The organism is Capnocytophaga endodontalis (assembly GCF_002209445.1).
GTDB classification, from domain to species: Bacteria; Bacteroidota; Bacteroidia; order Flavobacteriales; family Flavobacteriaceae; genus Capnocytophaga; species Capnocytophaga periodontitidis.
Genome location: NZ_CP022022.1, coordinates 194968 through 211919 on the forward strand (window position 1 = coordinate 194968; position 16952 = coordinate 211919).

Consider the following 16952-nt stretch of genomic DNA (forward strand, 5'->3'; position numbering starts at 1 on the left):
ATTTGCTAATTTACTAATTTGCTAATTGACAAATTAATTTTATGACCAAAGACATCAAAAACAGAAAAGGGGCTCAAAAGGCGGTAGATATCCCTGCTGAAGTGCTTTCGCTATTAAATGCGGGGCGTATAGAAACGGTAAACCTTACCGAGTGGCTGGCTGTAGATCATTCACAGTTGGTAAAATCTGTTTTTCCTGCTTTGGGGATTGATAAAAATATCATTGAAGAGTTGGTTTGCCAAATCAATCAGCAAAAGAAACCTTCTACAATGAATACAATTAAGCTCATAGGGGCATTGTTATACGAAAAATATGCAAATACTGACCTATACGAGCCTTTGTTTAAGCAAATCAGCACGCATTTATCCGATTCGGTGCGCTGTTATGCTTGTTATTTGGTGGCTTTACATACCAAAATCCCTTTAGAAGATAAGCTACACAAACTAAAACCTTTGATAGCCGATAGTCATTTTGGCGTTCGTGAGATTATTTGGATGGCATTACGCCCCGAAATGGCTGAGCATTTAGACTTTTCAATTGCTTTTCTCTCCCATTGGGCAGAAAGCGAAGATGAGAATATCCGCAGGTTTAGTACAGAAGCCTTGCGCCCGCGGGGTGTATGGTGTGCTCATATAGAAGCCTTGAAAGAAAAACCAGAACTGTATTTACCTATATTAGACAAATTGAAGTCTGATAAGGCAAAATATGTGCAAGATAGCGCAGGGAACTGGCTGAATGATGCCAGCAAAACCCGCCCTGATTTCGTAACAGCTCTTTGTGATCGTTGGGAACGCGAAAGCCCTACCAAAGAAACCAAGTATATTGTAAAAAAGGCGCTGAGAACGATTGCCTCTAAATAGTATAAAAACTTATTTTTTACCGAATGACCCGAGAAGAACTCATACAATTAGGGAACCAAATCATAGAAGAAACTGATGACGATCGCCAAGAGGAGCTAATGGAGCGCTTCGATCGCAATGTACCTCACCCCGAGGGCAGTTCGTTATTCTTCTATCCAGAAAACTACAACGCCCGCACTATGGATATTTCCTCCTACGACCCCACTGTCGAGGAAGTGATAGAAAAATGCTTGGCGTATCAACCGATTAGCTAAAACAAACAATGAACACAAACCAGTACAATCAACCCATAGGAGAGACATTACCTAATTTTTCAGTAGGAGAAACCCCTCATATAACCCTCTTACAGGGAAATTATTGTCGGTTGGAGCCTCTTTCGGTAGCCAAACATTTAGACGATTTGAGTAATTTCTATTTGGAAGCCAATGCCGTGATGCCCAATTGGACGTATTTATCTATAGCTCCTGCAAAGGACAAGGAGGAGTTGCGCGCTTTACTCACCAAGCAGGAAGCCTCTACCGACCCTTATTTTCTGACGATTGTAGATAAGCAAACGCAAAAGGCAGTGGGTACGCTCGCCCTAATGCGTATAGACCCTAAAAACAGAGTGATAGAAGTGGGGTGGGTGAACTATTCGCCGGCTTTACAGCGTACGCGTATGGCTACAGAAGCACAGTTTTTGTTGGCGAAATATGTGTTTGAAGTCCTTCAATACAGGCGTTACGAATGGAAATGTGACAGCCTTAATGCACCTTCACGCCGTGCTGCGGAACGCTTGGGCTTTGTATATGAGGGCACATTCAGGCAAGCAGTGGTTTACAAAGGGCGTTCGCGCGACACCGCTTGGTTTGCTATGATAGACAAGGAATGGGAAGCTAACAAACGTGCTCTTGAGCAATGGCTTTCTGAGGATAATTTTGACCAGCAGGGCAAGCAGAAAGAATCTTTGAAAGGGTTTAAGATATAATTTTTCAGGTGATTTTTGAATTGGGCACGAGCTACAAGCTTGCGCCAGCGGGGGGGTATTTAATTTAAAATAACAAAATAGTATGAATGACTATGTAAAAATATCAGGTTTTGAAAAGATTGAAGGTGTAGAAATACTATATTTACAAAAAACAGAGAAGTATGATTTTTTCAAAATAGTAAATGCACAAAAGCCTTTATTAGCGACAAAAGGGGGAGTCGTTGAAGATGGCTGTTTCATAATAACACCTGAAGGAGATATGTTTTTCTCTGTCCAATATCATTTGGATATAGAAGGATGGCGAAACCAACTAAAAAGAAGTGCTGAATTATTACATATATTGGTAGGTTGGATTGATAAGGAGTCTTTTATTCTATCAGATGGACGTTCTTACCTTCTAAGAGAGTGTAAGGTAACAACTGATTTTAAAAATCACCATAAAGGGTAATGTTCCAGATGTGTTGTTAAAACCCCAACAACTTACTAATCAATACAATACAAAAGAATTAAAGCTCTATTTCCCTTAACTCACCATAGAGATAAGCGTTTTTTAAGCCTATAAAGTGCTCTAAATAGTGCGAGGGGAATTTGAATTTTGAATTGGGCATGAGCTACAAGCTTGCGCCAGCGGGGTGAATATCAAAAAATAACACATTTTAATATTGAATAATTATGAGGTATATTACAGTTCCTATAAACAAAGAGGCTATGATTCGTCTTGATTACGATCAAAATATAGAAGGAGATTTAGTAGAAATAACGATAACAGAAAAGGAATTAGATTCTTTATGGAAATTGTTTCTAAAGATAAACTTACTATTGGGTATTCATATTGATGATTATGAGACAGAAGAAGTTACTGATTATAAGAAATTATTAGAGATGAAAGAGATTTTGATAGCTAATAATACAGACTACTTAACAGAAAAGATACTTCATTTGATAGAGTTAGCTATTGACTATAAAACAGGAATCTTTTTCTTTTTTTGAAATTATAAGCTAAGTGGTAATGTATCAGATGTGTTGTTAAAATTTCAATACCCTACTAATCAATACAATACAAAAGAATTGCCCTGCTATTTTTCTTTATACACCATAGAGACAAGCGTTTTAAAGGTAATAATGCGTTCTAAATAGTGCGAGGGGAATTATGAATTTTGAATTGGGCACAAGCTGCAAGCTTGTGCCAGCGGGGTGTTAAATAAAGGAACTCAAATAGCTATAACCAGTGAAAAGGCAGCTAAATTAATAAAATGTATAGATTAAATCATGAATAAAGTAAAAGAAGAACCTGTGAGTTATAGTACATATCAAGGAAAACATAAGAAATTTTATAGACAAATCTACTTTGAATATATTTGTTTATTAATTACTGATCTTTATAAGGAAACTGTACCTGATAATGAGTTTTGTAATGATTTTATTGAAAGACTTAATACTTTAGAAAATGACCCAAAACCTTATTATGCAATAGGATTTATTGAGCATTATGAGCCTTATAGTTGGGCTTGGTATATCATTGTAAATAAATATGAAGTAAGGAATCTTACTCAAGAAGAGAAAATTTTAGAACATAACTTATTTAATGATTTTTTGGAAAGGAAGAATATTAAATTTTGGAACATAGAGGATACAAAAAACTAACGATTAATGAGTTGTTAGCTAAAACCTATGTGTAAGTACAAGAGTCAATTCTTTAAAGAATATATTTGGTAATATTCCAGATGTGTTGTTAAAATTTCAATAATCTACTAATCAATACAATACAAAAAGAACTGCCCCACTAATTTCCTTTACTCTTCATAGAAATAAACGTTTTTTAACCCTATAATACGCTCTAAATAGTGCGAGGTGAATTCTGAATTTTGAATTCTGAATTGGGGGATAGGTGGGATTGGCGCACGGCATTCGCATTTAAGATAATAGGTTTATACTTTATTAATAAACTACAAAAATAGTAGAGAATATTAGATGTTTTCTCTTTAAAAAATCACTTTTGCGGATTTCCCCCTTCCTTTCGGAAAGTCCGCGAGAGCGGAGTATGTGAGGGGGAACGGGGGTTAGGCTTTTAAATGCAAACGCCGTGGGATTGACAATCTACAAATTGGCTAATTGACAAATTATTACTACCTTTGCCCCCTAAATAACTTTTCATTTTTCACTTTTCACTTATATGAATTGGATAACCGTAAAAGAATACGAAGATATTACGTATAAAAAATGTGATGGCGTAGCGCGTATCGCCTTCAATCGTCCTAAAGTGCGCAACGCTTTTCGTCCTAAAACCACTTCTGAACTCCTCGATGCCTTTAAAGATGCTTATGAAGATATCAACATAGGGGCAGTATTGCTCTCTGCCGAAGGACCTTCGCCTAAAGATGGTGTATGGAGCTTTTGTAGTGGCGGCGACCAAAAAGCGCGTGGTCATCAGGGGTATGTGGGCGACGATGGTTATCACCGCCTCAACATCCTCGAAGTGCAACGCCTCATCCGCTTTATGCCCAAAGTGGTGATTGCAGTAGTCCCTGGTTGGGCAGTGGGCGGCGGACACTCATTGCACGTGGTGTGCGACCTTACCCTTGCCAGCAAAGAACACGCAATCTTCAAGCAAACTGATGCCGATGTAACCAGTTTTGATGCCGGTTATGGGTCGGCTTATCTCGCTAAAATGGTGGGACAGAAGAAAGCCCGCGAAATCTTCTTCTTAGGGCGCAACTATTCAGCACAAGAGGCTTTCGAAATGGGAATGGTAAATGCGGTTGTCCCTCACGACGAGCTCGAAGCCACCGCTTTTGAGTGGGCGCAAGAGATAATGGCAAAATCGCCTACCTCTATCAAAATGCTGAAATTCGCTATGAACCTCACCGATGACGGTATGGTAGGGCAACAAGTATTCGCTGGTGAAGCCACCCGTTTGGCGTATATGACCGATGAAGCCAAAGAAGGACGCGATGCCTTCCTCGAAAAACGCAAACCTAACTTCGAAAAAAAATGGATTCCTTAACAATTTGCTAATTTCCAAATTTGCTAATTTGCTAATTCAAATATTATGACTGAAAAATTCACCCTAAAAGAAGATGCTCAAGGCAATAAAAATCCTATATTGCCAGAGGGAGTAAAAAACTACCTCATCGACATTGATGGCACGGTAGGCGAGGATATTCCTAACGAAGAACCTGAGCGTATGGCTACTGCCAAAGTATTCCCCGACGCCTTAGCACAAGTAAACAAATGGTATGACGAAGGTCACGTGATTTACTTTTTCACCTCGCGTACCGAAGCACACCGCGAAGTTACCGAGCAATGGCTCAAAAAGCACGGTTTTAAGTATCACGGCATCATCTTTGGCAAACCCCGCGGAGGCAACTATCATTGGATAGACAATCACATCGTAAAAGCCACGCGCTACAAAGGCAAATTCACCGATTTTGTCCTCAGAGAAGAAACCGTAGAAGTATTTGATGATGAGTCAATTAGCTAATGAGCCAATTAGCTAATTGTTTTTTTCGCTGGTCTTTAGCTGGCGCGAGCTTGTAGCTCGTGCCAAACCGACAAATTATTTTAAAATGAAAGAAACCGTTAAAAACAAGATTAAAAAATGGTTACTTGGTATAGATCGTCAAGAAACCTTACCCAATGATATTGTCGCACTGAACTTCAATATCTCCGAACCTTACGAATTGGAGCTCATAGGCTCTTCTTGGTATGATGATGAAGACCCCGATTGGGCTTGCGATGATGATTTTGTGCCCGATGACTGCTTTTTACCTTTAGAAGAAATCCCTGAAGAAGTACATTGGGAACAAGCCCTCTCGATGATTGCCGAAATCCTTAAAGAAATAGTAGCCGAAAACAGTATCAAACTTTTTAACGTACAACATATAGCCGTAGGTTTTGTAGATGGCGATTTAGTAATCGTAAAATAACCTACAGCTGATACAACTCATACCAAATTTGCTAATTTCCGAATTTGCTAATTTTCAAATTAGATTATTATGATTCCAACAATGGCAGAACTCTCGGCTCGTGGCGAAACCCCCGAAGTACTCTTCTGGGTAGGCTGTGCTGGTAGTTTTGACGACAGAGCTAAACGCATCATCAGAGCCTTTGCCCACCTCTTGCAAAAAGCAGGGGTGCGCTTTGCCGTACTCGGTACTGAAGAGAGTTGCACCGGCGACCCTGCCAAGCGCGCAGGCAACGAGTTCCTCTTCCAGATGCAGGCAATGATGAACATCGAGGTGCTCAATAACTATCAGGTGACCAAAATAGTAACCACCTGTCCGCATTGTTTCAACACTATCAAAAACGAATACCCTGCGCTGGGCGGGAATTACGAAGTAATGCACCACACTGAGTTACTCAAAACCCTTATCGATGAGGGCAGACTCACTATAGAAAGCGGTACATTCAAAGGCAAGCGCATCACTTTTCACGACCCCTGCTACCTCGGCAGAGCCAACAAAGTGTACAACGCCCCCCGCGAACTGCTCACCTCTTTAGAAGCCGATTTGGTAGAGATGAAAAAGTGCAAAGCCCGCGCAATGTGTTGTGGAGCAGGAGGCGCACAGCTCTTCAAAGAATCGGAAAAAGGAGATAAAGAAATCAATGTATTGCGCACTGAGCAAGCCCTCGACGTGCGTCCCGATATCATCGCCACCGCTTGTCCGTTTTGCAATACGATGATGACCGATGGCGTAAAAACCAAAGAAAAAGAAAACCAAATAAAAGTCTATGATGTAGCAGAATTGCTAATGATGAATAATGAATGAGGTATGTTAAACGCCCTCTAAAACGCAATCTATTTTTGTCTGACTATAATATCAAAAAAATGAAATATTTTCTAACCTTTTTTCTATGTACTTGTTGTGCTTTTAGCCTCAAAGCTCAAAAAGACCCTAAAGTTTTTGAAAAGGTGATAAAAGCCCTTTCTATACCTAAATCAAAAATAGATACCGACTTATACAACGAGAGAATATTGCCTTATGACAATAATACAATGGTAATGGTCTTCCCCGTCAAAAATGGAACTGAAGACGATGGTTGGATTGATGCTTACATCGTTCTTTTCAATATAAAAGAACAAAAAATAAGCTGTTTTTATAAAGGTTTAAGTGAATGGGTCTCTGATGCTTTTGTAATAAATGGCATTGCTATTGATACCGCAAAGTTTATCCTTTCAGAAGGTGAACGTGCTTTTGGTATTCGTGTGTTTACTCATAACCAAAGCCGACCTAACCCTGCTGGTGAGGAATATTTTAGTTTATTTCTGCCGAAAGGAAAAACACTCAAAAAGGTATTGAACAATTACATACTTAGTGCTTCAAGAGGTGACTTTAATTACTGCGAAGGCTATGAATACATATTTGATTCTATGTTCATAATGGAAACCGAAAAAACTAATGGCTATTTCAATATCAAAAATAGAGTTACCTTTACAACAAAAGTTAGTGATAGCGACTGTAAGGATGAAATCTCTGAAAAACGAGTAGAAATAAAATACCTAAAGTACAACGGAAAGGAATACGAAGGTGAAGAAATAAAATTAGATTGATTTTATAAAGATATGAAGAAATATATATTATATACACTACTATTGGGAATGAGCTCCTATGTTTTCGCTCAGCAAACGCCCACAGTGAAAGACACTATTACCAAAGCGGCAACCAAAACCGATACTACCGAAAAACCCGAAAAAACTCCCGAGCAAAAGCGCGCCGAAGAGTACGCTAAACTCATTAAAAAAAAGGGTATAGAACGCAACGGACTCTTTACTATCCGTAAGATTGAGGATAAATGGTACTTTGAAGTCCCCGATTCCCTCCTCAATCGCTATTTGCTATGCGTAACGCGCCTAAAAGCTGCCCCTCATAACTTCGGGCTCTATGCAGGCGAAAAAGTGAATGAACAAACCGTCTATTTCGAGCAGAAAGGCGAAAAAACACTCCTCTTGCGCTCGTTTCTCAACCTGCAAGAGGCTGGCACCGACGATAATATCTCGGTAGCAGTCGCCAATTCGAGCGCCAACCCTGTGGTGGCATCGTTCACCGTTATCGGGCGTAACCCCAAAACCAAAGCACAGCTCATCGACATCACCGATTTCTTCAAGCAAGACAACAGCATTACCTCTTTTTCATCGAATGCAAAAACCCAGATGAAAATAGGCGCTATCGCTAACGATCGCTCTTTTGTAGACGATATACGCCCTTATCCTATCAACGTAGAGGTCAATACTCTCAAAACCTTCAGCGCTTCACCCAGTAATATTCCGTCGGCAAACAAGGTGGGGGCTATTACCTTAGAGCTGAATATCTCTATGGTGCTTTTACCCAAAACACCTATGCAAAAACGCCTTTTCGACCCTCGTGTGGGCTTTTTCGCTACCCGATACATCAAGTTCAGCGACCAGCAACAGCGCACCGAAACTGAATATTACATCCACCGTTTCCGCTTAGAACCTCGCAAAGAAGACGTCAAAAAATATCTCAGTGGTCAGTTAGTACGCCCCAAAAAGCAAATCGTGTTCTATATCGACCCTGCTACGCCTAAACAATGGCAAAAATACCTCATTTTGGGCGTAAACGATTGGAATGTTGCTTTTGAACAAGCGGGATTCAAAGAGGCTATTGTCGCAAAACCTTGGCCTAACGACCCTTCAATGAGCTTAGAAGATGCACGCTTCAACGTAATTCGCTACCTCCCTTCCGAAAAAAGTAATGCCTACGGTCCTAACATCGCCGACCCTCGCAGTGGTGAAATTATAGAATGCCACGTGGGTTGGTATCACAACGTGATGAAACTCCTCAATCAGTGGTATATGATTCAAGCAGGTGCTGTGGATAAACGCGCTCGTACTATGGAGTTCAACGAGGAACTAATGGGCGACCTCGTGCGCTTTGTCTCCTCTCACGAAATAGGACACTGCTTAGGTTTGCGCCACAATATGGGCGCCAGCAGTCAAACGCCTGTCGAAAAACTCCGCGATAAAAAATGGGTAGAAGCCAATGGACATACCGCTTCTATTATGGACTATGCGCGTTTTAACTATGTGGCACAGCCCGAAGACAATATCAGTAGCAAAGGACTCTATCCGCGCATAGGCATCTACGACAAATGGGCAATCGAATGGGGATATCGCTATTACGGCAACAAATATAAAGACGAGTATGCCGAACAAGAATCTCTTGCCGAAATGGTTACCCAAAAACTCAAAGCCAATCCGCGATTGTGGTTCGGAGGAGAAGGCAAAGATGAAGACCCTCGTGCACAAACCGAAGACCTTTCGGACAACGTGATGAAAGCCAATACTTACGGGTTGAAAAACCTCCGCTATATCGTGCAACACCTCCCCGAATGGACTAAACAGCCTAACGATAAATACGAACATCTCGACGAAATGCAAACCGCTGCCTATATGCAGTATTTCCGCTATTTAAAGCACGTGCTCAAGCACATTGGCAATAGATACGTGGGCATCATCGGTGAGAAAGAAGTTTATAAAGAAGTGCCAAAAGAGAAGGTAAAAGAAGCTATTAACTATTTAGATAAAGAACTTTTTGAAGCGCCTTTGTGGTTATATCCTCAGGAAATAGTAGAGAAAACAGGGGCAACCCCCGATAAGAACATCATCAGTATGCAAAACCTTACCTTGAGTGTGCTTTTAGGAGAGTCAACCCTCTATAACCTTTATAACCAATCACTCACCTCCAAAAATCCTTATCCGTTAAACGAATATCTGCAAGATGTATTCAAAGCGGTATGGAAACCCCTCAACAGCCCCGATGCGCGCCAAAACACTTATCGCCGTGGTATCGAACGCTTGTACCTCTCTCAAATCGATAGGCTCATCAATGCGCCTGCCGACGCTAAAAACAGCAAAGCTGCGAGCATACAGCAAGTATCCGATGTGCGCCTTTTTGCCTTGCAACATTTGAACACTATCGAGGCTTTCGCCAAACAAGCTCTTGCTAAAGAACCTGCTTCATCTATTAACCATCTACACTACCAAGAAATTATAAAGGAAATAGAACGTATTAAAGACCCTAAAAAATAGTGTTAGAACCCGAAGAACTCAAAGACTCAAAACCCGACCTACTGTTTATCCTCATTATGGGACTCCTATCGATGCTCACCCCGCTGGCTATCGATATGTACCTCCCTGCCTTTGTGAAGATTGCTAACGATTTGAACGTATCCGAAGAGATGATTTCTCAAACCTTAGCGCTCTTTACCCTTGGTTTTGCTTTCGGGCAACTCTTCTGGGGCCCTCTTTCCGATAGTTATGGGCGCAAACCTATCATTCTCATTGGGATTATCACCTCAGCATTGGTGTCGTTAGTGATTACGCAAATTCACCATATCCATCACTTTTATATACTGCGCTTTGTACAAGGCTTTTTTGGGGCATCGCCGGCGGTAGTAACGGGTGCGCTCTTGCGCGACCTTTTCGCCAAAAATGAGTTCGCACGCCAAATGTCAATGATTATGATTGTCACGATGATTGCCCCGCTTATTGCCCCCGTATTGGGCGGTCACCTCACCGACTGGTTTCATTGGCATATCATCTTCTACGTGCTGATGGTTTTAGGACTATTGGCAGCACTTTTAGTGAGTTATAAAATCCCTGAAACGCTTCCTAAACTCAAGCGCGCACCTTTGAAAATAGGCAACACCTTGCGTATTTACGGCAAGCTCCTCAGCAACAAAAAGGTATTGGGGTATATTTTCTGCAATTCGCTTTCCTATTCAGGAATGTTTTGCTTTATCACCACGGGCTCTATTGTGTACACCAAACTCTTTGGGGTAGCCCCTCAACACTTTGGGTATTTTTTCCTTCTCAATGTAATTGTAATGATGACAGCAACCTCACTCAATGGCAAATTCGTCACCAAAATAGGCGTAGAAAAATCCTTGCGGTTGGGGCTAACTATCCAACTCATTGCAGGAGCGTGGCTGGTGATATGCGGTATTTTCCATTTGGGATTGTGGGCTACCGTGGCAGGCGTTTCAATGTTTGTAGGTTTGGTATCGGTAGTGTCCAGCAGTGCCAATGCCGCCATTTTGGATATGTACCCCGAAGTAGCAGGTACCGCCAATTCACTCACAGGAATGTTGCGTTTTGGTATCGGTTCAGTAGTAGGGGCAGTGCTCTCGCTTTTCGCCATCACCTCCGAGCGCCCAATGGTATTTGCAATGGCAATATGCATAGGAGTAGGCGCCCTCAGCTACTTGCTGTTAGTCGCCCCTCGCACCATTAGCAAATAACTATACCGTTTCTCTGCCTCTCTAAGACTCTCCAAAACAAAAATCTCACCTCTGCGCTTGCTTTCATAATAATTCACCATTGACAACTAACAATCTGATAGTTCAATAAACATCATAGCTCAATGTTTACCTTATAGCCATCATCAATCAGTATAAAATTAGTGTTGTGTTTCTTTGCAAGGGCTAAAAACTGTGCATTATCATCTAAAACACTTTCCTTTGTACACCAATCATCATCTAAACGGTTTTCTATGGCATTTGCATATTTCTTTATATCATCAAAGTGGGTTTTAATATAGTTTTCACTCATTACAAGACAATAACATTTAATATCCTCGAGATATTTTTTTGTAAAATCTTTCTCCCAGTCAAAAGGAATATATACTCCTTCAATGATAAGATTTTGTTTGTTTTCTATGGCTGTCTTAATCATTTCACGAATAATAGGCCACATATAATCTGTAAGTGCTTTATCATTTTCTAAGGTAAGTTTAGTATAACCACTGCGAATTAATCCCATTTTTAAGTGATCTATTGATAGATATGGGTATTTATATTTTTCCAATAGCTTTTGAGCTAAAAAAGTCTTACCTGTGTGTGAAGCTCCAGTAATTATAACAATCATTTTTAATAGTCAAAAAGAAATAGTTTGTGAATTTATCAAACGGAAATTGAGATCTTATAATATTAAATAATTCATACAAATTATCATTATAATGTTTTATTTCCCCTACCAAGTGATCAAAGTTTTTTATTCCTCGTTGTGCTACAACTTATTGCCATTATAGGACGTTAGCCAGATATCAGTATGAAAATTTTGGTTTTTATCAACTTCAACATAATTAACTTCTCCCGTATTTGCATTGACCCAAATGCCCGTACAATTAAAAATACCGATTTTATGAATATATGTTACGGTTGAAAATATATAATAATCATCATAAACATAGAATAATGGGTATCCTTCTGTCGATTTAAGCTTTATCTTATCTTGATTTTTGGCAGCATAACCTAAATGTATTTGGTAAGCATCTTCTAACTTTATATTTTTCGTAGCTTCCCACGCTTGAAATTCTTGTGAATACTGATTGTAAGGTATCGCTTTATTTTTATCTATTTGCGTTGTAAGGCTCTTGTAGTTTTTGCAACCCAACAAAAGCAATGCTAATACTAAATATTTGATATGATTCTTCATTATGATGTTATTTCATTTTCTTTATAATGCTAATCAAGGTTTAAAATAAATTTTCAAAGAGTAATGCAGTAGCTATTTTTCCAAAGATATGGACAAAAAGTCCTTTGCTAGAGCGCACTTTTCCAGCATATTGTATTTGAGTCTTTTCATTCAACCAATTAAAGAACGATTCAATAGGTTGTCTTATAGATGAAACAGCCTTATTATACAAAGATTCAAAAGCAAAATCTCTCTGTTTTAATACTTCTGACTTGTTCTTTTTCATTTTTATAGGTGTTATCATTTCACTATTATTTGATTTCAAAACTTCATTAACAGCAGCACTTTGATAAATCTTGTCAGCAATAAAACAAGTATCTGTTAGCTCTTGCCAATTTTCTTTGAAAACACTTAAATCATTTTCACTAGCTTTGGTAACAATATAATCTTTCAAATAAGGAAGAGTACCTTTTTGATAAGCACCTAAGGCGTGTAGTTTCACACCATAATACCACATTTTTTTCGAGGAACAATAGCTTTTATCAGTAAAATCACGAGCTACTTTTCCTTTGCCATTTCCTTTACAAGTAACAATAGGACAAGAGTCTAAAATATTGATAGACATTTCTCTTTGCTCTGACATTCCTATTAAAATTTGTTCAATAGATATATGCTTAAAGACTTCGCTAAGTCTGTTTAAACGATTATTAAAGGCTTGATAAGAAGGTATTTTAGGGAACCAATCAAGCCAGTAATCTTTGATGAAATTATACATTTCTTTTATTTTGTACTTGTGTTCAACACCAGTGCAAAATAGATAAATTGTAATAACTTCTTGATCTGTAAATACAGGTTTGTTGTTATTGCTAAATCGCTGACAAAAATATTGTAAATAATTATCGTATTTTTGACATATTGTTAAATATATTTTTACTAATTTTGTCGCCGTAGTCTGATTTATCATTTATATCTGATTTTTTTTTGACACCACAAAGATAGTGATTTATCAGACTACTTTTATTTTTTCTACTTTTTCAACTCTTGATTCGCATTTATAAAAAAAGATAATAGGTGATAACTCAGATTATAGCGACAAAATTAGTAAAAATATATTTAACAGTATGAGAGATGTATGATAATTCTTTATTAAAGAAAATTGACAAAAGCTAACAGACACCTATTTTATTGCTGATAAGATTTATCGGTGAAATTGCTGTCCCTACAATTATTAGGCACAATTATTGTGCATTTATTAAAAATGATTACCTTTGCACTTTCTTTCAATAATTTAAATAGTTTGTTATGGACTCAGCCGTACAATACATAAAAGATTTTCAAGGCAATGATATATTAGCTGTCCTCCCTATTGAAGAGTATCGCTTCTTGCGTGAAAGAGCTATTGAGGATGAGGAAGAAGAAATTCCTGAAGCACACAAACACATCTCAAATCTATAACAACTAACATCCTAACGACTAAACATAACACCTAAACGATGGAACTGATTAAAATACACGATAAAACCTTTGAGCCCTACGTCTCAGCCGAGCAGCTCAACCAAATTGCCGAACGTATGGCAAGCGAGGTCTATCAAGACCTACAAGAGTCGTGTCCCGTATTCATTGCCGTGCTCAACGGCTCTTTTATGTTTGCCGCCGATTTTGTAAGACACTACAAAGGCGAATGTGAAATATCTTTCGTGAAAATGGCGTCTTATGAGGGCACCCAGTCCACTGGCAAAATACACCAACTCATCGGGCTTTCTACCCCTGTGGAAGGTCGCGATGTAGTAATTTTGGAGGATATTATCGACACTGGTAATACCTTAGAAGAAATTTACCGACTGTTTGAAAACCAAAAGGTAAAATCTTTCCGCATCGCTACCCTTTTCTTCAAACCCGATGCCTATAAAAAAGACCTCAAAATAGACTATGTTGGCAAACCTATCCCTAACCGCTTTATCGTAGGATACGGCTTAGATTTCGACGAGATAGGGCGCAACCTACCCCAAGTATATCAATTAAACACTTCATTAACGATGACAAATTTAGTACTTTTCGGCAAACCAGGGGCTGGCAAAGGCACCCAAGCCGCATTTTTGAAAGACAAATACAACTTAGTACACATCTCTACCGGAGATATTTTCCGCTATAATATTAAAAACCAAACAAAACTCGGCAAACTCGCCCAATCGTATATGGATAAAGGCGACCTCGTACCCGATGAAGTAACCATACAAATGCTACAAGAAGAAGTTGAAAAGAACCCTAATGCTGAAGGCTTTATTTTCGACGGATTCCCTCGTACCATCGCACAAGCCGAAGCGCTCGACGCTTTCTTAACTTCTAAAGGAATGCGCATTCACGGCACCCTCGCCTTAGAAGCTGATGATGAGGTGCTCATCAAACGATTGTTGGAACGCGGTAAAGTGAGCGGTCGCACCGATGACCAAGACGAAGAAAAAATTCGCAACCGTTTCACCGAATACAACGAAAAAACTGCCCCCCTTATCGCTTTCTATCAAGCACAAGGCAAATACCACCCTATCAATGGTATTGGTACTATCGAAGAAATTACCACCCGCCTCTCCGACACTATCGATAAACTCAAAGCTGAATAATCTACAATGACCGAAGGCAATTTCACCGACTACGTAAAGATATACGCCGCCTCTGGCAAAGGAGGCGCCGGCTCTATGCACCTACACCGCGAAAAATTCGTACCCAAAGGAGGTCCTGATGGAGGCGATGGCGGTCGCGGAGGGCATATCATCTTGCGTGGCAATAAACACCTTTGGACACTCATACACTTCAAGTTCCAACAGCACTTCCGCGCCGAACACGGTGAAGCAGGAGGTGCTAATCGCAGTTTTGGTGCCGACGGTAAAGATATCACTTTAGAAGTCCCCTTAGGAACCATTGTTAAAGATGCTGAAACCGAAGAAGTACTCTTTGAAATTACTGAAGACGGACAAGAGGTCATCGCTTTGCGCGGTGGCAAAGGGGGATTAGGTAACTGGCATTTCCGCACAGCTACTAACCAAACCCCACGCTACGCCCAACCAGGTCTCCCTGGTGAAGAACGCGAGTTGCTTTTAGAGTTAAAAGTGTTAGCCGATGTAGGTTTTGTAGGCTTCCCCAATGCAGGCAAATCTACACTGCTATCGGTAATTACTTCTGCTAAGCCAAAAATAGGCGATTATCCATTCACAACCCTCAAACCCAACTTGGGTATTGTGCAGAACCGCGATTACCAATCGTTTGTAGTAGCCGATATCCCTGGTATTATAGAGGGTGCTGCCGAGGGTAAAGGTTTAGGGCATTACTTCTTGCGACATATAGAGCGCAACTCGGTATTGCTATTCCTCATTCCTGCCGATAGCCCCGATATAGTAGCCGAATACCATATCTTGCTCAACGAACTCAAAGAATACAACCCTGAACTATTAGATAAAGACCGCCTCATAGCCATTTCAAAAGCAGATATGCTCGACGACGAGCTCACTGAAGCCATTCGTCAAGAAGTAGCCGCAGGATTGGGCGATACACCTTTCTTGTTCATCTCATCAGTAGCAGGCAAAGGCATCCAACAACTCAAAGACAAACTTTGGGAAATGATACAATAATTATTTTGTGCTTTTACCATTAAATAAAAAAGTTTTTTTATGGAAACACTTGTATTAGAAGAAGCAACTGTAGCTCAAAAGAAGTTGAACCCACTTTTTAAAGAAGAAATCCCTACAAAATACGAAATGACAGCAGCTGAAGAAAATGCTGTTTTAAGAGGTCTTAACGACAAAAAATTAGGGAAGGTTTATTCACAAGAAGAAGTAGAACAAGAAATGGAAGCTCTGTTATGGTCATAAAATGGTCTGAACAAGCAAAAATAGAGCTGAAAGAAATACTTTTGTATTGGAAAAACCACAATAAAAGTAATTCATATTCTATAAAATTGAATGCAGAAGTACAGAGAGTTGCTAAAAATTTAGCTAAATTTCCTTATCTATGGACAGAAGTAGAAGGATATGAAAATATTCGGAGAGCATTAGTTTTTCATAACTATTCAATTTTCTATTTAATTGAGAAGGATAGTATTACCATCTTATCATTTTGGGATAACAGAAGAAATCCTAATGATGTAGAACTTCTTTAATTTTGCATAAGAAACAACAAAACTGCCCAGCAATGAGGCAGTTTTTTATTGACAAAAAACAGACTATTTTAAGAATATAATCTATTAATAATCAATAATTTCACACCATTAAAGCTAGTTGATTTAGTTAAAAAAATGTCAGAAGTTTTATTTGATAGACTCTTTAAAAACTTGTACTTTTGCCAAAAATTACTTTATGCAAGAACAAAAAACTATAACAGTAAAAGATTGTAAAAAAGCCTATAATCATTTGGTAGAAAATGGTTATTTTTCAGAAAAACACATTTACGATCTCTATATTGATCATAGAGATAAAGAAGTAATAGAAGTTCTGTATCAAATGGGGTACAAAGGAGAACTCTTAGCATTAGGAGATTTTTATCCTGAATATGGTGCTTTTTACTACGTTATTGACTTAGAAAGAATAAGTCCAATAGAAGCAAAAAAAATAATAGACAACTACATTGCAAATTGGGCTAATAATTCTTTCAAAGAATAATTTTTCAAAAAATATTCTTGAATTCTTGCTTATTCCTAAAA

The 16952-nt window shown here is 39.1% G+C and carries 22 protein-coding genes; 19 read left to right on the top strand and 3 right to left on the bottom strand.

Going from position 1 to position 16952, the window contains the following annotated elements:
• The first annotated feature begins 41 nt into the window (after positions 1–41).
• The 13 genes from CBG49_RS00870 (at position 42) to CBG49_RS00930 (ending at position 11088) form a co-directional block, all read left to right on the top strand.
• On the top strand, positions 42–860 hold the full coding sequence (locus CBG49_RS00870) for a DNA alkylation repair protein (RefSeq protein WP_088592970.1): 819 nt from the start codon (positions 42–44) through the stop codon (positions 858–860).
• A 23-nt stretch (positions 861–883) separates the two neighbouring features.
• A complete protein-coding gene (locus CBG49_RS00875; RefSeq protein ID WP_088592971.1) occupies positions 884–1114 on the top strand; it encodes a bacteriocin immunity protein in 231 nt (76 codons plus the stop codon).
• Between the two features lie 8 nt (positions 1115–1122).
• Entirely contained in the window at positions 1123–1827 is a 705-nt protein-coding gene (locus CBG49_RS00880; protein ID WP_088592972.1) for a GNAT family N-acetyltransferase, read from the top strand.
• A gap of 82 nt (positions 1828–1909) precedes the next feature.
• Positions 1910–2275 (top strand): hypothetical protein, encoded by a 366-nt coding sequence (locus CBG49_RS00885; RefSeq protein ID WP_088592973.1) that lies wholly within the window; start codon positions 1910–1912, stop codon positions 2273–2275.
• Positions 2276–2499: 224 nt separating this feature from the next.
• A complete protein-coding gene (locus CBG49_RS00890; RefSeq protein WP_088592974.1) occupies positions 2500–2817 on the top strand; it encodes a hypothetical protein in 318 nt (105 codons plus the stop codon).
• Between the two features lie 279 nt (positions 2818–3096).
• On the top strand, positions 3097–3471 hold the full coding sequence (locus CBG49_RS00895) for a hypothetical protein (protein ID WP_088592975.1): 375 nt from the start codon (positions 3097–3099) through the stop codon (positions 3469–3471).
• A 529-nt stretch (positions 3472–4000) separates the two neighbouring features.
• Entirely contained in the window at positions 4001–4831 is an 831-nt protein-coding gene (locus CBG49_RS00900) for a 1,4-dihydroxy-2-naphthoyl-CoA synthase (RefSeq protein ID WP_088592976.1), read from the top strand.
• Between the two features lie 45 nt (positions 4832–4876).
• A complete protein-coding gene (locus tag CBG49_RS00905; protein ID WP_088592977.1) occupies positions 4877–5308 on the top strand; it encodes an LNS2 domain-containing protein in 432 nt (143 codons plus the stop codon).
• 85 nt (positions 5309–5393) lie between these two features.
• Positions 5394–5753 carry a hypothetical protein gene (locus CBG49_RS00910; protein WP_088592978.1) on the top strand — a complete coding sequence of 120 codons (360 nt, stop codon included), beginning with the start codon at positions 5394–5396 and terminating at the stop codon, positions 5751–5753.
• A 69-nt stretch (positions 5754–5822) separates the two neighbouring features.
• Complete coding sequence (locus CBG49_RS00915; protein WP_088592979.1) at positions 5823–6596, top strand: (Fe-S)-binding protein; 774 nt, start codon at positions 5823–5825, stop codon at positions 6594–6596.
• A gap of 59 nt (positions 6597–6655) precedes the next feature.
• Complete coding sequence (locus CBG49_RS00920; protein ID WP_034555136.1) at positions 6656–7378, top strand: PA3715 family protein; 723 nt, start codon at positions 6656–6658, stop codon at positions 7376–7378.
• A 12-nt stretch (positions 7379–7390) separates the two neighbouring features.
• Positions 7391–9877, top strand: a complete 2487-nt coding sequence (locus CBG49_RS00925; protein WP_088592980.1) for a zinc-dependent metalloprotease — start codon at positions 7391–7393, stop codon at positions 9875–9877.
• Positions 9877–11088 (top strand): Bcr/CflA family multidrug efflux MFS transporter, encoded by a 1212-nt coding sequence (locus CBG49_RS00930; RefSeq protein WP_088592981.1) that lies wholly within the window; start codon positions 9877–9879, stop codon positions 11086–11088. The genes CBG49_RS00925 and CBG49_RS00930 overlap by 1 nt, the downstream gene beginning before the upstream one ends.
• A 112-nt stretch (positions 11089–11200) precedes the next feature.
• On the opposite strand, the gene CBG49_RS00935 is transcribed toward CBG49_RS00930, so the two are convergent.
• The 3 genes from CBG49_RS00935 to CBG49_RS00945 all read right to left on the bottom strand — a co-directional run bounded on the left by CBG49_RS00935 (position 11201) and on the right by CBG49_RS00945 (position 13226).
• Positions 11201–11713, bottom strand: a complete 513-nt coding sequence (locus tag CBG49_RS00935; RefSeq protein WP_088592982.1) for a P-loop NTPase family protein — start codon at positions 11711–11713, stop codon at positions 11201–11203.
• A gap of 141 nt (positions 11714–11854) precedes the next feature.
• The gene (locus CBG49_RS00940; RefSeq protein ID WP_088592983.1) at positions 11855–12283 is read right to left on the bottom strand and encodes a hypothetical protein; all 429 of its coding nucleotides are present in this window, start codon (positions 12281–12283) and stop codon (positions 11855–11857) included.
• A 40-nt stretch (positions 12284–12323) separates the two neighbouring features.
• On the bottom strand, positions 12324–13226 hold the full coding sequence (locus CBG49_RS00945) for a transposase (RefSeq protein WP_088592837.1): 903 nt from the start codon (positions 13224–13226) through the stop codon (positions 12324–12326).
• A 338-nt stretch (positions 13227–13564) separates the two neighbouring features.
• Here CBG49_RS00945 and CBG49_RS00950 point away from each other — a divergent pair, with 338 nt between their 5' ends.
• The 6 genes from CBG49_RS00950 to CBG49_RS00975 all read left to right on the top strand — a co-directional run bounded on the left by CBG49_RS00950 (position 13565) and on the right by CBG49_RS00975 (position 16911).
• Complete coding sequence (locus tag CBG49_RS00950; RefSeq protein ID WP_227002925.1) at positions 13565–13717, top strand: hypothetical protein; 153 nt, start codon at positions 13565–13567, stop codon at positions 13715–13717.
• 38 nt (positions 13718–13755) lie between these two features.
• On the top strand, positions 13756–14880 hold the full coding sequence (locus CBG49_RS00955; RefSeq protein ID WP_088592984.1) for an adenylate kinase: 1125 nt from the start codon (positions 13756–13758) through the stop codon (positions 14878–14880).
• A 6-nt stretch (positions 14881–14886) separates the two neighbouring features.
• Positions 14887–15885: a GTPase ObgE gene (gene obgE, locus CBG49_RS00960; protein ID WP_088592985.1), complete on the top strand. Its 999-nt coding sequence runs from the start codon at positions 14887–14889 to the stop codon at positions 15883–15885.
• Positions 15886–15924: 39 nt separating this feature from the next.
• The gene (locus CBG49_RS00965; RefSeq protein ID WP_088592986.1) at positions 15925–16125 is read left to right on the top strand and encodes a hypothetical protein; all 201 of its coding nucleotides are present in this window, start codon (positions 15925–15927) and stop codon (positions 16123–16125) included.
• Positions 16116–16412 (top strand): type II toxin-antitoxin system RelE/ParE family toxin, encoded by a 297-nt coding sequence (locus CBG49_RS00970; RefSeq protein ID WP_088592987.1) that lies wholly within the window; start codon positions 16116–16118, stop codon positions 16410–16412. Before CBG49_RS00965 ends, CBG49_RS00970 begins: the two co-directional genes overlap by 10 nt.
• Before the next feature lie 196 nt (positions 16413–16608).
• Complete coding sequence (locus CBG49_RS00975; RefSeq protein WP_088592988.1) at positions 16609–16911, top strand: hypothetical protein; 303 nt, start codon at positions 16609–16611, stop codon at positions 16909–16911.
• The last annotated feature ends 41 nt before the right edge of the window (positions 16912–16952 follow it).

Coding starts and splice junctions, on each gene's coding strand:
- CBG49_RS00870 (WP_088592970.1), top strand. CDS start 42: ATGACCAAAGACATCAAAAACAGAAAAGGGGCTCAAAAGGCGGTAGAT.
- CBG49_RS00875 (WP_088592971.1), top strand. CDS start 884: ATGACCCGAGAAGAACTCATACAATTAGGGAACCAAATCATAGAAGAA.
- CBG49_RS00880 (WP_088592972.1), top strand. CDS start 1,123: ATGAACACAAACCAGTACAATCAACCCATAGGAGAGACATTACCTAAT.
- CBG49_RS00885 (WP_088592973.1), top strand. CDS start 1,910: ATGAATGACTATGTAAAAATATCAGGTTTTGAAAAGATTGAAGGTGTA.
- CBG49_RS00890 (WP_088592974.1), top strand. CDS start 2,500: ATGAGGTATATTACAGTTCCTATAAACAAAGAGGCTATGATTCGTCTT.
- CBG49_RS00895 (WP_088592975.1), top strand. CDS start 3,097: ATGAATAAAGTAAAAGAAGAACCTGTGAGTTATAGTACATATCAAGGA.
- CBG49_RS00900 (WP_088592976.1), top strand. CDS start 4,001: ATGAATTGGATAACCGTAAAAGAATACGAAGATATTACGTATAAAAAA.
- CBG49_RS00905 (WP_088592977.1), top strand. CDS start 4,877: ATGACTGAAAAATTCACCCTAAAAGAAGATGCTCAAGGCAATAAAAAT.
- CBG49_RS00910 (WP_088592978.1), top strand. CDS start 5,394: ATGAAAGAAACCGTTAAAAACAAGATTAAAAAATGGTTACTTGGTATA.
- CBG49_RS00915 (WP_088592979.1), top strand. CDS start 5,823: ATGATTCCAACAATGGCAGAACTCTCGGCTCGTGGCGAAACCCCCGAA.
- CBG49_RS00920 (WP_034555136.1), top strand. CDS start 6,656: ATGAAATATTTTCTAACCTTTTTTCTATGTACTTGTTGTGCTTTTAGC.
- CBG49_RS00925 (WP_088592980.1), top strand. CDS start 7,391: ATGAAGAAATATATATTATATACACTACTATTGGGAATGAGCTCCTAT.
- CBG49_RS00935 (WP_088592982.1), bottom strand. CDS start 11,713: ATGATTGTTATAATTACTGGAGCTTCACACACAGGTAAGACTTTTTTA.
- CBG49_RS00940 (WP_088592983.1), bottom strand. CDS start 12,283: ATGAAGAATCATATCAAATATTTAGTATTAGCATTGCTTTTGTTGGGT.
- CBG49_RS00945 (WP_088592837.1), bottom strand. CDS start 13,226: ATGATAAATCAGACTACGGCGACAAAATTAGTAAAAATATATTTAACA.
- CBG49_RS00950 (WP_227002925.1), top strand. CDS start 13,565: ATGGACTCAGCCGTACAATACATAAAAGATTTTCAAGGCAATGATATA.
- CBG49_RS00955 (WP_088592984.1), top strand. CDS start 13,756: ATGGAACTGATTAAAATACACGATAAAACCTTTGAGCCCTACGTCTCA.
- obgE (WP_088592985.1), top strand. CDS start 14,887: ATGACCGAAGGCAATTTCACCGACTACGTAAAGATATACGCCGCCTCT.
- CBG49_RS00965 (WP_088592986.1), top strand. CDS start 15,925: ATGGAAACACTTGTATTAGAAGAAGCAACTGTAGCTCAAAAGAAGTTG.
- CBG49_RS00970 (WP_088592987.1), top strand. CDS start 16,116: ATGGTCATAAAATGGTCTGAACAAGCAAAAATAGAGCTGAAAGAAATA.
- CBG49_RS00975 (WP_088592988.1), top strand. CDS start 16,609: ATGCAAGAACAAAAAACTATAACAGTAAAAGATTGTAAAAAAGCCTAT.